The 13,098-nt window shown below is 48.3% G+C and carries 11 protein-coding genes and 2 tRNA genes; 4 read left to right on the forward strand and 9 right to left on the reverse strand.

Features of this window, described 5'->3' with window-relative positions; genetic code table 11:
• Positions 1–19 precede the first annotated feature (19 nt).
• The 7 genes from hypD to BWM17_RS07050 all read right to left on the reverse strand — a co-directional run bounded on the left by hypD (position 20) and on the right by BWM17_RS07050 (position 7,135).
• Complete coding sequence (hypD, locus tag BWM17_RS07020; protein ID WP_309493224.1) at positions 20–1,102, reverse strand: hydrogenase formation protein HypD; 1,083 nt, start codon at positions 1,100–1,102, stop codon at positions 20–22.
• 4 nt (positions 1,103–1,106) lie between these two features.
• Complete coding sequence (gene hypA, locus BWM17_RS07025; protein ID WP_309493225.1) at positions 1,107–1,478, reverse strand: hydrogenase maturation nickel metallochaperone HypA; 372 nt, start codon at positions 1,476–1,478, stop codon at positions 1,107–1,109.
• 22 nt (positions 1,479–1,500) lie between these two features.
• The gene (gene hypB / locus BWM17_RS07030; RefSeq protein ID WP_309493226.1) at positions 1,501–2,169 is read right to left on the reverse strand and encodes a hydrogenase nickel incorporation protein HypB; all 669 of its coding nucleotides are present in this window, start codon (positions 2,167–2,169) and stop codon (positions 1,501–1,503) included.
• A 25-nt stretch (positions 2,170–2,194) separates the two neighbouring features.
• A complete protein-coding gene (locus tag BWM17_RS07035) occupies positions 2,195–2,437 on the reverse strand; it encodes a HypC/HybG/HupF family hydrogenase formation chaperone (protein WP_309493227.1) in 243 nt (80 codons plus the stop codon).
• A 62-nt stretch (positions 2,438–2,499) separates the two neighbouring features.
• On the reverse strand, positions 2,500–4,779 hold the full coding sequence (hypF, locus tag BWM17_RS07040; RefSeq protein ID WP_309493751.1) for a carbamoyltransferase HypF: 2,280 nt from the start codon (positions 4,777–4,779) through the stop codon (positions 2,500–2,502).
• Between the two features lie 49 nt (positions 4,780–4,828).
• Entirely contained in the window at positions 4,829–6,997 is a 2,169-nt protein-coding gene (locus BWM17_RS07045; RefSeq protein ID WP_309493228.1) for a molybdopterin-dependent oxidoreductase, read from the reverse strand.
• A 60-nt stretch (positions 6,998–7,057) separates the two neighbouring features.
• Positions 7,058–7,135: transfer RNA gene (locus BWM17_RS07050), tRNA-Arg, on the reverse strand.
• Between the two features lie 93 nt (positions 7,136–7,228).
• Here BWM17_RS07050 and BWM17_RS07055 point away from each other — a divergent pair.
• Positions 7,229–7,365, forward strand: a tRNA-OTHER gene (locus BWM17_RS07055).
• A 311-nt stretch (positions 7,366–7,676) separates the two neighbouring features.
• Here BWM17_RS07055 and BWM17_RS07060 read toward each other — a convergent pair.
• A complete protein-coding gene (locus BWM17_RS07060; protein WP_309493229.1) occupies positions 7,677–8,237 on the reverse strand; it encodes a C39 family peptidase in 561 nt (186 codons plus the stop codon).
• Positions 8,238–8,627: 390 nt separating this feature from the next.
• On the opposite strand from BWM17_RS07060, the gene BWM17_RS07065 reads away from it, so the two are divergent.
• Complete coding sequence (locus tag BWM17_RS07065; protein WP_309493230.1) at positions 8,628–10,256, forward strand: vWA domain-containing protein; 1,629 nt, start codon at positions 8,628–8,630, stop codon at positions 10,254–10,256.
• A 189-nt stretch (positions 10,257–10,445) separates the two neighbouring features.
• On the opposite strand, the gene BWM17_RS07070 is transcribed toward BWM17_RS07065, so the two are convergent.
• Positions 10,446–10,580 carry a hypothetical protein gene (locus tag BWM17_RS07070; RefSeq protein ID WP_309493231.1) on the reverse strand — a complete coding sequence of 45 codons (135 nt, stop codon included), beginning with the start codon at positions 10,578–10,580 and terminating at the stop codon, positions 10,446–10,448.
• A gap of 245 nt (positions 10,581–10,825) precedes the next feature.
• On the opposite strand from BWM17_RS07070, the gene BWM17_RS07075 reads away from it, so the two are divergent.
• Both BWM17_RS07075 and gltA read left to right on the forward strand, forming a co-directional pair.
• Positions 10,826–11,656 carry a sulfide/dihydroorotate dehydrogenase-like FAD/NAD-binding protein gene (locus BWM17_RS07075; RefSeq protein WP_309493232.1) on the forward strand — a complete coding sequence of 277 codons (831 nt, stop codon included), beginning with the start codon at positions 10,826–10,828 and terminating at the stop codon, positions 11,654–11,656.
• A gap of 41 nt (positions 11,657–11,697) precedes the next feature.
• On the forward strand, positions 11,698–13,065 hold the full coding sequence (gltA, locus tag BWM17_RS07080) for an NADPH-dependent glutamate synthase (RefSeq protein ID WP_342766507.1): 1,368 nt from the start codon (positions 11,698–11,700) through the stop codon (positions 13,063–13,065).
• Positions 13,066–13,098 lie beyond the last annotated feature (33 nt).

Below are 13,098 nucleotides of genomic sequence, written 5' to 3' on the forward strand. Positions count from 1 at the left end.
GGAGGGCGCCGCCTAACTTTTACCTCGGTCCTCCACCGTATTTATATTCGATCTGGCATGCACCTTCTATCGACACCATGCAAGGCCCTAGAGGGTGCGATGGTGTACAAGCTCGAGCGAAAAGCTGGCAGTCTTGAGGGTTCACCAATCCTCTGAGAATTTCGTTGCACCGGCATCCTTTCGGCTCAGGGAAATCCATGTTTTCCAGTTCTTTAAGTTGGTCTTCAAACCTCTTTCTGGCGTCATAATTCTGAAACTTGTTTTTCAGCTTCATTCCTGAAGCCTTGACAACGGGGAAACCTCTCCAAGCTAGATCGACAGGCTCAAAAACTTTCTCCAACACTGCTAAAGCTTTAACATTTCCCTCCGGCTTCACCGATCTTCTATATTCATTTTCAACCTTGGCTTCGCCTTTCTTAATTTGCTGCGCTAACATGTAAATGCCCATGAGAACATCTAAGGGTTCGAATCCCGCGATTACTTGGGGTATGTGGTATTTTTCCGAGAGCATCTGGTAAGGTCTTAGGCCGATGATGGTGCTTACGTGGCCGGGTTCTAAAAGTCCCTGGATAGCTAGGTCGCCCATCTCAAGCAGAGCGTGGAGGACCGGGGGAACGTAGCGGTGGCAGTTGAGGACTGTGAAGTTTTCCGGAGGATCCCTAAGCAGAGTGACTGCTGTACTGGGAGCGGTGGTTTCGAAGCCTACTGCCAGAAAAATCACGTTTTTCCCGGTTTTCTTGGCCAAATTGACAGCGTCTTCGATGCTGTAGACTATTCTCACATCGCAGCCTTCAGCTCTGAGGTCTAAAAGCGAGCTTGCTCTCCCTGGAACTCGGACGGCGTCCCCGAAGGTTGCCAGCACATTCCCTTTTTTAGCCATGGTTATAGCCTCCTCGTATTCTCTAGTTGTAGTCACGCATACAGGGCATCCAGGGCCTTGTCTTACTTCGATTCCACTTTGCTTGAAGAGGCTGTCTAGACCGAAGCGAACAATGGTATCTTGATGAGTTCCGCAGACGTGCATGATTCTAATTTTAAGATCTATCCCTTTCAGTTTTTCAACGATCTTTTTAGCGACTTCGCTGTCCCTGTATCTGAACAAGCTTTTACACCTCCATTTTCACAGATTTTATAATGCACTCTTTCCCTTCTACTACTTGAATGTCATTTCCGCATTTCGGACACCGGAAAACCGGCAGCCTGAAATGGTAGGCTGGATTCTCCTCGTATGAGATAGGCCCTCGGTAGCCGCAGAGTTCACATTTCACCACTCCTTCCTTTTCTTGAACGTGGAGAGTCGAGCCTTCTAAGGGCGTCCCCTTCACCAAGGCTTGATAGCAGAACTTAACCTGTTCCACGCTTAGGAAAGTAAGTTTCCCTATGGTAAGGCGGACTGCAAGAATTTTCTTTGCCCTCCGCTTGGATGCTTCGTCGAGAATTTTCTCCACGATCTGGGCGGTAAAAGAATATTCATGCATTTACAAGGACACCGGACTACGCTCAGAGTTCTAATGCTTCTAGAACGCTGTCTATTCCCTCACCACTTTTGCAGCTTACTCTAGCTATTCGAGCTCTCGGATTAACTTTACTTATGTCCTCCTCCAGTTTATCCACATTTACATCCACGATTTCAGCTAGGTCGATCTTGTTGATGGCTACCACATCGCTGCCGAGAAAAGACAGAGGATGTTTTACCACAATATAGGGGCCTTCGGTAACACTTACAACAGTGAGCCTCTTCTCCGACCCTAAGGGGAACTCCACAGGGCAGATGATGTTTCCCACGTTCTCGATGAAAATGAGGCTTAGTTTTTCAAGGTCAAATTTTTTCAAGGCTTTTTGAACTAAATTCGCATCGAGATGACATTCTCTGCCTGTGTTTATCTGAACTACAGGAACTCTGTGCACTTTCAAGCGATCCGAGTCTATGGTTGTAGTTAGGTCCCCGTTGAGAACAGCGATACTGTATTTTTTCCCCAATTTTTGGATGAACCTGTCGATGAGAGAAGTTTTCCCCGAGCCCACGGAACCCATGATGTCTATAGCCTTTACACCATGTTTTCTCAGCAGTTCCCTGTTTTCTTCCGCAAGCCGCCTGTTGGCTTGAAGAAGGTCTTCTTCAAGCTCGATGTCGTAGGTTTCGCCTTCAGCAGTTACAACTTCTCGCATCCGGCCTCCACCTCGAAAGAAAAAATCAATATTTTCCTGATGGCGAAGTTTCAGCTGTGCTGAGCAGTTCCTCCCACAGCTTCAGGGTTTTTTCAGCTTCCTCCTTGTCTAGCACTTGGATGGCAAAACCGGCATGCACTATTACATATTCGCCTTCAGCCACATCAACTAGGGATATGTTTACGTCCCTTGTTACTCCGTCGCCGAAATCAACCTTGGCGATGTCGCCTTTTATCTCCTTTACTTTCGCTGGAACTGCTAGACACAATTTCTTTTATGCCACCATTGCATACTCAATTAGTGTTATCTTATATTAACAATTCTCCTTTTTCAGTTCAGCCAACTGGCTACCACCGACTGTCCGAATGATATCCCCCCGTCTCCGGGGGGAATTTGAATGTGGGTGAAAAAGTTGAATCCTTCTCCCTCCACAATGTTTCTGATGACCCTGCTGATGTGCTCGTTGTAGGCTACACCTCCAGAGAAGCCAACAGCTTGAACTCCTAGCCTATCGCATTCTTTCACAGCTAATTCAGCTAGCCCCCTAGCTAGGTAGGACTCTGCAGAGTAAGCTAGGTCCGCGGGTGAATGTTCATCTCGTCGAATGAACACTTCCTTAAGGAGATATGACGTGTCGAGAACTCCTCCGGAAATCTTAGGCGTTAAGCACAGGATGTCTCTACCTTTTATGGCGGCAGATTCAAGCTTCACGGCAGGTTCTCCTTCATAGGTCCGTTCATAGCATAAGCCCAGCAACGCTGAGACGGCATCTAAAACTCTTCCACAGCTTGTGGTCTTGGGGGCGTGCCCGCTTTCCAACTGCCTTAAGACTACGCCTAACTCCATTTCCCCACGGGGGAAACATCTAACATTTGAATATAGCCATTCTTCGACATCCACCAACCCGTGAAGAATGCCAGCTACCATCCTCAACGGGTAACGGGTGGCAGCGTCTCCACCGACCATAGGCTGCTCTTGAAGATGGGCAAGCCGTCTGAAGCCGTCTCGGTCGCAGTATAGAATTTCTCCACCCCATGCGGATCCGTCGGAGCCGTAGCCGAAGCCGTCGCAGCAGATGCCGATCATATGGGTGAGGTTATGCTCGGCCATGAGAGCTGCTATGTGGGCGTGGTGGTGTTGAACCTGCACCACGGGACATCCGAGCTTCTCCGCCAGCTCGTAGGCGAATTTGGTTGTGCTAAATTTAGGGTGCAGATCGCAGGCGATTACCTCAACTTTGAGGTTTGTCAGCTTTAGCAGATGGTCTGTGGCACTTTTAAGATAGTTAAGGGTTTCAAGATTTTCCACGTCTCCAATATATTGCGAGATAAAAGCCCGCTTTCCGGAAAGCACGCAAGAAGCCACATTTTCTTCAGCCCCCAAACCTAAAGCGCAACGTTTCACTTCGGATCCCAAGTGAATCGGTGCGGGGGCGTAGCCTCTGGATCGACGGATGAGGGTGGGGGTTCCTCTATTCACGCGAAGGACTGAGTCATCGCATCTTTGGGCTATGTCTCTATCATGCATGAGAAAGAAGTCGACAACAGGCCTCAGCCTCCTCACGGCTTCCTGATTTTCCACAATAATGGGCTCGCTGGGAGGGTTAGCGCTGGTCATCACTAGAGCTGGTTCATTTATGCTATCAAAGAGCATGTAGTGGAGGCCTGTGTAAGGCAGCATGACGCCTACGTTGTGAAGACCCGGGGAGATCAGGTCTGAAAGATAAAAATTTTCACTCTTCTTCAGCAGAACTATGGGCTTTATGTACGATGTCAGAAGAGCAGCTTCCTCCTTTCCCACCTCCGCAAAGGATTTCACCGCCTCAAGGTCTCGGGCCATCACGGCGAAAGGCTTCTGCGCCCGGTGCTTGGCCTTCCTCAGCCTGATTATCGGCTCAGGCTTCATCGTCGATGTAGCCACATGGAAGCCGCCGTTTCCTTTAACAGCCACTATGTAGCCTTCTTCAAGCAGCCGGCCTGCTTCTCTGATAGGATCCTGATGGTCGAGGATCTGTCCGTCTTTTGAGGTTAAAAAAACTCTGGGGCCGCACCGAGGACAGGCCACAGTTTGGGCGTGAAACCGCCGATTTAAGGGGTCCGTGTACTCTCGACTGCAATCTTCGCACATGGGGAAGCGGTTCATCACTGTGTTGGGTCTGTCGTAGGGTAGTTTCTCTATTATAGTATACCGAGGGCCGCAGTCGGTGCAGGTGATGAAGAAATAGCCGTATCGCCTGTCCTTTAGGTCACGAAGCTCACGAAGACAGTTGTCGCAGATGGAAATGTCCGGTGGGATTATGGACCCTGAAAGGTCGCTCTTTTCACTGCTCTTAAGGATGATGAACCTTGAAAATTCTCCCTTATCCTCTGCATAGTTCACGCTTAACTCGTAGATCCGGGCCAAAGGCGGCTTCTTCCTCTCAAGGTCATCAATGAACCTTTTGACATTTTCCTCCGACCCTTCAACAACTATCTCCACACCTGCATCTCCACGGTTTCGAACAGTACCTTTCAGCTGGTTCTCTGCCGCAATACGGTAAATGAAGGGACGGAAGCCTACGCCTTGAACAATCCCCGTGACTAAGATTTCAGCGCGCAGAGGCCCGCACACCAAGTCCGCTTGAATTGCATTTTAAGGAAAGATCGCGGTACATTTATTCCTATTGCGGGCTACGTGAGCTTATTTTGTAAACTTTGCAGAGAGTGCCTCTAACCCGAACAGACCCGCATATTTTTTCCCTTGGCGGAGCATCAGATGTTATGACATTGATGTTTGATTCGAAACAGCCATGCTGTGGGGATGGCTTCTCCGGGAACCACCATCCATGTCTTGCGTGGGCGACCATGGGATGAATGCCGGCTGTAAGTTTAGCTTTAAACTTAACTCTCTCACCCTTAACCTGCGGGGTCTCAACCCAAACCCAGTCGCCGTCTTTAATGCCCATCTTAGTTGCCGTTTCCGGATGAATTTCAATCTCAGGGTCGGGTGCCAGCCTACGCAAGCTTGGAATCTGGCGGCCCTCAGAATGGAAATAGTTAATATGCCTTGAACCTGTAATCAAAATGAGGGGATATTCTTCTAAAAATTCCGGTGAGCCTACAGGGCTCTCCGGTGGTTCCACGTAAGTTAGCAGCGGGTCGTATCTGTATTTTTCCAGAATTGTTGAATAAAGCTCCACCTTTCCTGTGGGTGTTTTAAAACCCTCACTTTCATATTTTTTATATTTCAGAGGCGTCATGATGTGTCCTTTTTTCTTAAACGATTCAAACGTTATTCCTAGTCCTTTAACTCTCCAGTCATTGAATTCCCCAACACTGTTCCAAGGAAGAAACCTTCTGTTCGCCCAAGGGATTCTTTTAACCAGTTCTATAACTATTTTCATATCATGCCAACACTCAGAAGGCGGCTCTATTACTTTCTGTCTAGCGGCAATGTAATTTACGTATGAAAGATTACAGCCGTCGTCTCTTTCAAGCCACATGGCAGCTGGGAGGACATAGTCGGCTAATTCGGCAGTAGGGGTCATGAAAAAGTCAACGACAACCAAAAGTTCAAGCTTTTTCAATGTTTCCCAGACTTTCTTACTGTTCTGAATGTTAATAACAGGATTTCCTCCCCCACAGAACAACGCCTTTACAGGATAGGGTTTACTGGTTAAAATAGCATCGATCAGAAGCAGAGAATTAACAAAGGGAAGCAACGCTTCTTCTCCTGATGTAAGAGGATAAACGTTGCTCCCTATGCGCCTCTTCTCCAAGGATGGATCTGGCCGAAGCGCCCTTGCCTCTTTTCCCACTCCCAGTAGCAGCTCATCACCTACATATCCTTCCAAGTTTACAGAAAAAAGGTTTCCTCCTTTTACGTCAAGATTTCCCGTAAGTGCTATGAGTACAGCTAAAGCCCGATTCGTCTGAGTGGAATTGAGGTTATGCTCCACCGCTACACGGTGGTGGAGAACCGCCGGCTTTGTCGTCGCATAAATTCTGGCAGCTTCCTTTATCTTTTCAGCTGAAATCCAAGTTATGTCGGCTACTCTTTCAGGAGGATACTGCTTTAAGTGTTCTTTTAGCGCATCAAATCCGTGGCACCATTTTTCAACAAACTCCTTATCGTATAGTTCCTCCTCTAGGATCACATATATCATCCCCAAAGCTAAGGCAACATCTGTTCCAGGTCTGACCTGTAACCACAAGTCTGCTTGAGAAGCGAGAACTGTCTTCCGTGGATCGATGACGATGAGCTTAACATTTCTTTTCTGCTTAGCCTCAATGATCTCCATTCCTCGCGGTGGATGGGAAACCACCGGGTTTCCACCCCAAACCACAATGCAGTTTGCGTTTTCGTAATCAGGTCCCACCTCCATCATAACAGACTTGCCGAAAGTGCAGTTTTCCGCTATTAAGGAAGGAGCAAAGCATATGTGCAAATCAACACTTCCAACATTCGGACTGTTCAGCGCGTAAACAAGTAGACAGGTAGAATAAAGAGTAGGTCGAGGGCCAGTGCCGTGAATTGAAGCAATTGACTCGGAGCCGTATTTTTCTTTAATTTCCGTAAGCTTTTCAGCAATCTCATTTAAGGCTTGATCCCATGATATCCTCCGCCATTTCCCTCCACCTCGTTCTCCAACCCTCTTCAGTGGATGCTTTAAACGGTCAAGATGTTCCACAAATTCTGAATATTTTTCACCTTTAACGCAGATAAACCCGCGGTTCAATGGAAAAGCCGGGTCGCCTTCGATCTTCACTACTCTTTCATTCTCAACGTGAACGAGAACTCCGCATTCGCAATGACAAGCTTGGCATATAGTCTTGACTGTTCTTTTCAAACTTACCCCTGCCTAGAAATTGAATATCTCCCCGACAAACTATTTATCGTTTCAGGAGCATGGCGGGCCCGGGGGGATTTGAACCCCCGACCTACAACTTAGGAGGCTGCCGCGCTGTCCTGACTGCGCCACGGGCCCAACTTTAGGTGAAAATAAAAGATTTTAAACCTTTTCACGGAAGGGCGGTTAAACTAATTAAGACTGGGAGTCTCCCCTTATAGGGGAAGCTATGCGGGGGTTCCCGAGCCGGGTCAAAGGGGCAGGGCCGCTCACCGCGGGGCCTAACTTAAGATCCCTCACCTCGGGTTAGCCTATGAGAAATCCTGTGGCGAAGGCTTTCGTGGGTTCAAATCCCACCCCCCGCACCAGATAAGTTCGATTCCCAAGCCCGTTTTATTGGGCGGACAAGCTAGGTAGAGATACCAGCAAAATCGGATTTTAGAGAAGAGGCGAAAGGGAATTGGGAAGGAGGAGAAAAACTCAGCTTCCCAAGGAATGTCGTCCTGACCAGCCTGTACATCCATGCGGCTCCACCGAGTTTTGTCCAGAAGACCCTGAAAAATGCATTTTCTTCAGAGGAGGGCTGAGATAACCCTTTTCCAAAACAGCTTGAAAAGTGGCTTCGGAAACCTGGGTTCACGGAGTCTCTTTGCGGATCTTTCTCAGGTTTGCATGTAATTTATTTTTTTATTATTCTTCTTAGTTTCTTAAAAAACCTAGGCAACGAGCGGTGTTTTCTCGCCTTCTTTAATTCAAGTATATCCCCACGCCAAACGCTGTCTTCTTCAAGCTTGTGGAAGACCAAATACTTCACCGCTCCGTCTCCAGTGTCATATACTTCAATTCCCTCGGCATCATAACCGACAACTACAAGGGCGTGCGCTTCAACTCGCTCAGGGTCGTAGAGGGTGATGATTGGAGGGATGTCTCTGTCTACGAGTCCTTTGACTTTCTTCTTCCAAATCTGAAAATTGCCATAACTTTCATCCCAGCGTTTAATGTCAATTCCATCTTTTTTGAAGACTTCTCTCAGACAAGCAACTACTTCCCGAAAGTCGGATCCTTGAAACATCCCTCTCCGTCCCTCCGCTAACCGCCGTACTATGCCATCTTGGTCCCAGTTTTTTGAGAGGTTGGTGAAGCGGAGAACGACCTCCATGGACGCGGGGATACATTGATTTTGCCCTGTTTGGACTACTTTGCAAGTGGAGATTGTTTGAAAATCTTTTATCCTTCTCAAAGATGCAGCCTTCTCGTTTCAAGTATTTTTCATGACAAGCGTGGCTATATGCCTTGTTCTATCCGACTGTAGATGATAGTGGTTTGCACCTTAACATAGTTTCTTTAGACTGCTTTACATACCGCGGCAATGGACATGCAACCGCAGTCGACTTTAAGGCAGAAATGCCCCCGCCCAATACCTGCAAGGTATGTCATGCGAAAATGTAGATCAAGCGGCTTTAAACCGGTCTAATCTAATTTAGGACGGCCCCTTTTGGAGGGTGATTGTTTGGCAGTTGAATATTGTTATTTTAGGGAGAGATTTTCGACATGTTTAAATGTGTATGTTTAACCGAGTATTCCAGAAATGGGCAGGCTGAGAGGACCATTTGTAAGGTTTCTGCTTTTGATGCTCATTTTTTCTACGTTAGCAAGCGCACAGTTTACCCTTCGGACGGTTTCTTCCACCCCGCCGCACTTAGAGGTGGATAAGTCTGTAAATCCTTCAAAAATATGGATCAAAAGTCTAGGCTTCACCCCAGAAAAGGCTAGAATAACCCTAACCCTCAGAGGGGTCGGTGACCCTGCGGTTCAAAGTTTCCCCATCGACGTGGTGCTGATCGTGGACAGGTCTGCGAGTATGGCTGAAGGAGAAAAGTTGGAAGGCGCTAGGTACGCTGTGAGTAGTTTTCTGAAGCTTCTAAACCCGGAGATAGACCGTTCAAGTCTAGTGTCTTTTTCTTCTTCAGCAAGAATAGATAGAAAGTTGACATTTAACCACATGCAAGTTCAGGAAGCCATCATGGGCCTGAGTCCAGAAGGCGCAACTGCCCTAGGCGACGCTATTCACCTAGCCAACTTGGAACTGTCTTCCCATGGAAGACCGCAAGCCGTTTTGGTGGAGATCCTACTGTCAGATGGGGCTGCAAACATAGGCTCGGACCCTGTGAGGCGGGCTGAGGAGGCGGCGGATATGGGCATCGTCATCTACAGCATAGGATTAGGAGTGCCCACGGAAGAAAGTCTATCCTTGCTGGAACATGTGGCTAAGTTGACTGGTGGTAAATATTATTCTGCACCGGATCCCGCCAACCTTGAAGGCATCTACCGCGAGGTGGCGCAGCAATTAAGCAGCTTGGCTGGGAAGAACATAGTTGTAAAAGAGGTTCTGCCAGATTACCTCAACCTAGAAGGCGATTACACCCTAGAGCCTGTCGAGGTTATCCTTAACCCCGATGGGACTACAACCATCTTCTGGGATGCAGGTTTCCTTCCCATAGGTGATACGTGGACTGTGTCTTTCAACGTAAGCTCATCCCAAGGCGGCTTTCTCCCCGCGGATGTTTATGGAGAAACAAAGGTTGCCTATACAGATTATAAGGGAGAGTTCGCGAGCGTCATCTTCCCGGAAGTAAAGATATTGGTGAGAACAGTCAATCATCCACCAGTGGCAGATGCTGGAGCCGACATGTTTGTTGAACAAACCACGTATCAGGGTGCGATGGTGACCCTCAACGGGTCCAGTTCCTTCGACCCAGACGGGGACTCGCTAACCTACATTTGGACATGGGACGGTAACATTGTTTCAGGTGAAAGCCCAACTGTGCTGTTACCGTTAGGGGAGACGGTGGTGATGCTAACCGTAGATGATGGAGTTTTTTCGGATACCGATACGGTGAAGGTCACTGTCCACGAAACCACACAGTTCACTGCCCCCTTAGTTTACGAACAACCTTCAACCTCTATTAGGGAGGAGGTGAGAGGGATTGACGTAGAAAGCCTGTTTAGAGTAACGTTCGTACCTTTTTACGCTCTCTTTTTCAGGGAGATTATCCTCCTATCCGTGTTGTTGCTTCTGGTGGTCTTGCTGGTTATGATGACAAGAAGTCAGAGAATCTACGACCGATATGGTGAGGAGTATATGAAGCTTCTTAAGCAGTTCATGGTGCATAGGATTCTGGTAAAAATTCTGTACTTGTTGTTGGTCATCCTTGCCATAACCCTGTTTATACTCCCCATTCTCTTGGCTATCTTCTGATTCTGAAGAGAAAAATAACTTAAAAGAGACAACCTGTTTTCGAAATAGAAGTGGAGGCTCTTAACATAGAAAGCTGAGCGAAAGACCGTATAAATAAAATATATATCGGAAGCTTTTCATGAAAAGCTGATTTGTTGAGGATACTCTCATAGGCGGCGGAGGTTCAGACCGTCCAGAGGAGAGAAGGCGTTACCATTCTTCTTCCTCAGCCCACTCTTCCTCTTCGCCCCATTCCTCCTCTTCCCCGGCCAGCTCTTCTTCTTCTCCAGGGTCTATTTCTCCACCGTTCCAATTTTCATCTTCCACGTTTAAGGCGGCAGGCATCATTCTTCTACCTCAGCGCATCCTTGGTTTTCTTGAACAGGGTAGTTATACTTAAATTTTATTCCCCTTCTCCGGGAACAGCTTCCGGAGGTTCTTATTTTTCCATTCAAGTTTAAATACCACTCCCTAAATTTAGCGGATTTTAAACCTTAGAAACGAAGTTTTTATTAGCAAAGTAAAATAATGAAAATAAAAAATAAAAGCCGCTTCTAAGGCGCTGACATTCAGCAGGATGTGGAAATCAATTGAATGATATAGTTTCAGCAAAAGAGTTGGCTCCCAATATCAAGCAGTTTGAAATCTTGGCCCCTCCCGTGGCTACTAAGGTTAGGCCGGGCCATTTCGTGGTTTTGCAGACGGAGGAGGAAGGAGAGCGGATACCTTTAACCGTTGTTGACTCCAACCCTGAGAAAGGCACTGTTACCCTCGTGTTTTTGGAAATCGGAGCCTCCACCAAGAAGTTGGGAAAACTGAAGCAGGGGAACCGCATCCTCCACTTCGTCGGACCCTTGGGGAACCCCTCTGAAATAGAGAAATTCGGGCAAGTTGTCTGCGTAGGGGGAGGAATAGGCGCAGCGGCCATCTACCCCATCGTCAAGGCTTTAAAGGCTGCGGGCAATCGAGTGATATCCATCATCGGGGCGAGAAACAAGGACCTATTAATATATGAAGAAGAGCTGCGAAAGGTAAGCGACGAGCTTTATGTAACCACAGACGACGGCTCGAAAGGCCGCCACGGTTTCGTCAGCGACGTTCTGAAGGAGCTACTGGAAAAGGGCATTCCCATCGACAGGGTCATAGCCGTGGGTCCAGCTGTTATGATGAAGGTGATAAGCAACCTAACCAAGCCCTTCAGAGTTAAAACCATCGTAAGCTTAAACCCCATCATGGTGGACGCCACGGGCATGTGCGGCTGCTGCAGGGTTTACGTGAGCGGTGAAACCAAATTCGCCTGCGTCGACGGACCTGAATTTGATGGGCATCAAGTTGACTTTGACAATCTCCTAGCCCGGCTTCGAACCTACGTGGAGGAGGAAAAGCTTTCTCACCAGATGTTGGAAAAGGGAGAGGGGTGAAGAAAGTGGCGAAGCCAGATAAGCTCATTCCCAAACAAGCCATGCCCAAGTTGTCCATGGAGGAGCGGAGGAAAACACTCAAAGAAGTGGCTCTAGGCTTTTCCGAAGACCTAGCCTTGGTTGAGGCCTCTCGATGCCTTCAATGCGCCAAACCTAAATGTGTTGAGGGTTGCCCTGTGAACATCGACATCCCCGCCTTCATCAAACTCATTCAAGAGCGAAAGTTTGAGGAAGCCATCGAAAAAATAAAGGAACGAAACGCCCTCCCCGCCATGTGCGGCAGGGTTTGCCCTCAGGAAAACCTATGCCAAAAAAGCTGTGTGCTGGGGATAAAAGGTGAACCTGTAGCCATAGGCGCCTTGGAGAGGTTTGCAGCTGACTACGAGTTGAAAAAGGAACCCATAACCCCCACCGGAAGCAAATGCAACCCTACAGGCGTAAAGGTGGCTGTGGTGGGCTCCGGGCCTTTCGGATTGACAGCGGCCGCCGACTTGGCTAAGCAAGGCTTCGATGTTACCATCTTCGAAGCTTTACATGAGCCGGGCGGTGTTCTCATCTACGGGATCCCGGAGTTTCGGCTTCCTAAGCGTGTGGTGAAGGCGGAGGTGGAGTATGTTAAATCGCTGGGAGTTAAAATTCAAACCGACGTCATCATCGGTAAGACCTATACCTTAGACGAACTTTTCCAGATGGGCTACAAGGCGGTGTTCATCGGAACCGGAGCTGGGGCTCCGATTTTCTTAGGCATACCTGGAGAAAATCTCAGCGGCATATACTCAGCCAACGAGTTTCTGACAAGGGTTAACCTCATGAAAGCCTACCTCTTCCCCAAGTACGCTACCCCGGTGAAAGTCGGGAGAAAAGTGGCGGTCATAGGCGGTGGAAACGTAGCCTTCGACTCCGCTAGGACAGCGTTGAGGCTGGGAGCTGAGAAGGTTGCTCTTGTCTACAGGCGGACGGAAGCGGAAATGCCCGCTAGGAGAGAGGAAGTTGAAAACGCTAAGGAAGAGGGTGTCGAATTCATGTGCTTGGTGAACCCCGTCCGATTCATCGGCGACGAAGCCGGGTGGGTTAAGGAGATGGAATGCCTCAGGATGGAGCTTGGAGAACCCGACGAGTCAGGGAGAAGGCGGCCCATACCCATCAAGGGCTCCGAGTTTCGAATTCCTGTGGACACGGTGATCGTGGCCATAGGCACTAGGGTGAATCCTCTCATCCAAAAGACAGCTCCTCTTCTCAAAACAGATAAACATGGACACTTGGTCGTTGACGACTACGGTAGGACCTCCATGAAGTTCGTGTATGCTGGAGGAGACATAACCTCAGGGACAGCGACGGTCATCGAGGCCATGAAAGCCGGGAAAAGAACGGTTCAAGCCTTCTGCGAAGATCTTCAAAAATCTGAATAAAAACAGCGAAACAGTCTCTTCCATCGTCTATAT

It is taken from the genome of Candidatus Hecatella orcuttiae, assembly GCF_002009985.1.
Lineage (GTDB): Archaea > Thermoproteota > Bathyarchaeia > Hecatellales > Hecatellaceae > Hecatella > Hecatella orcuttiae.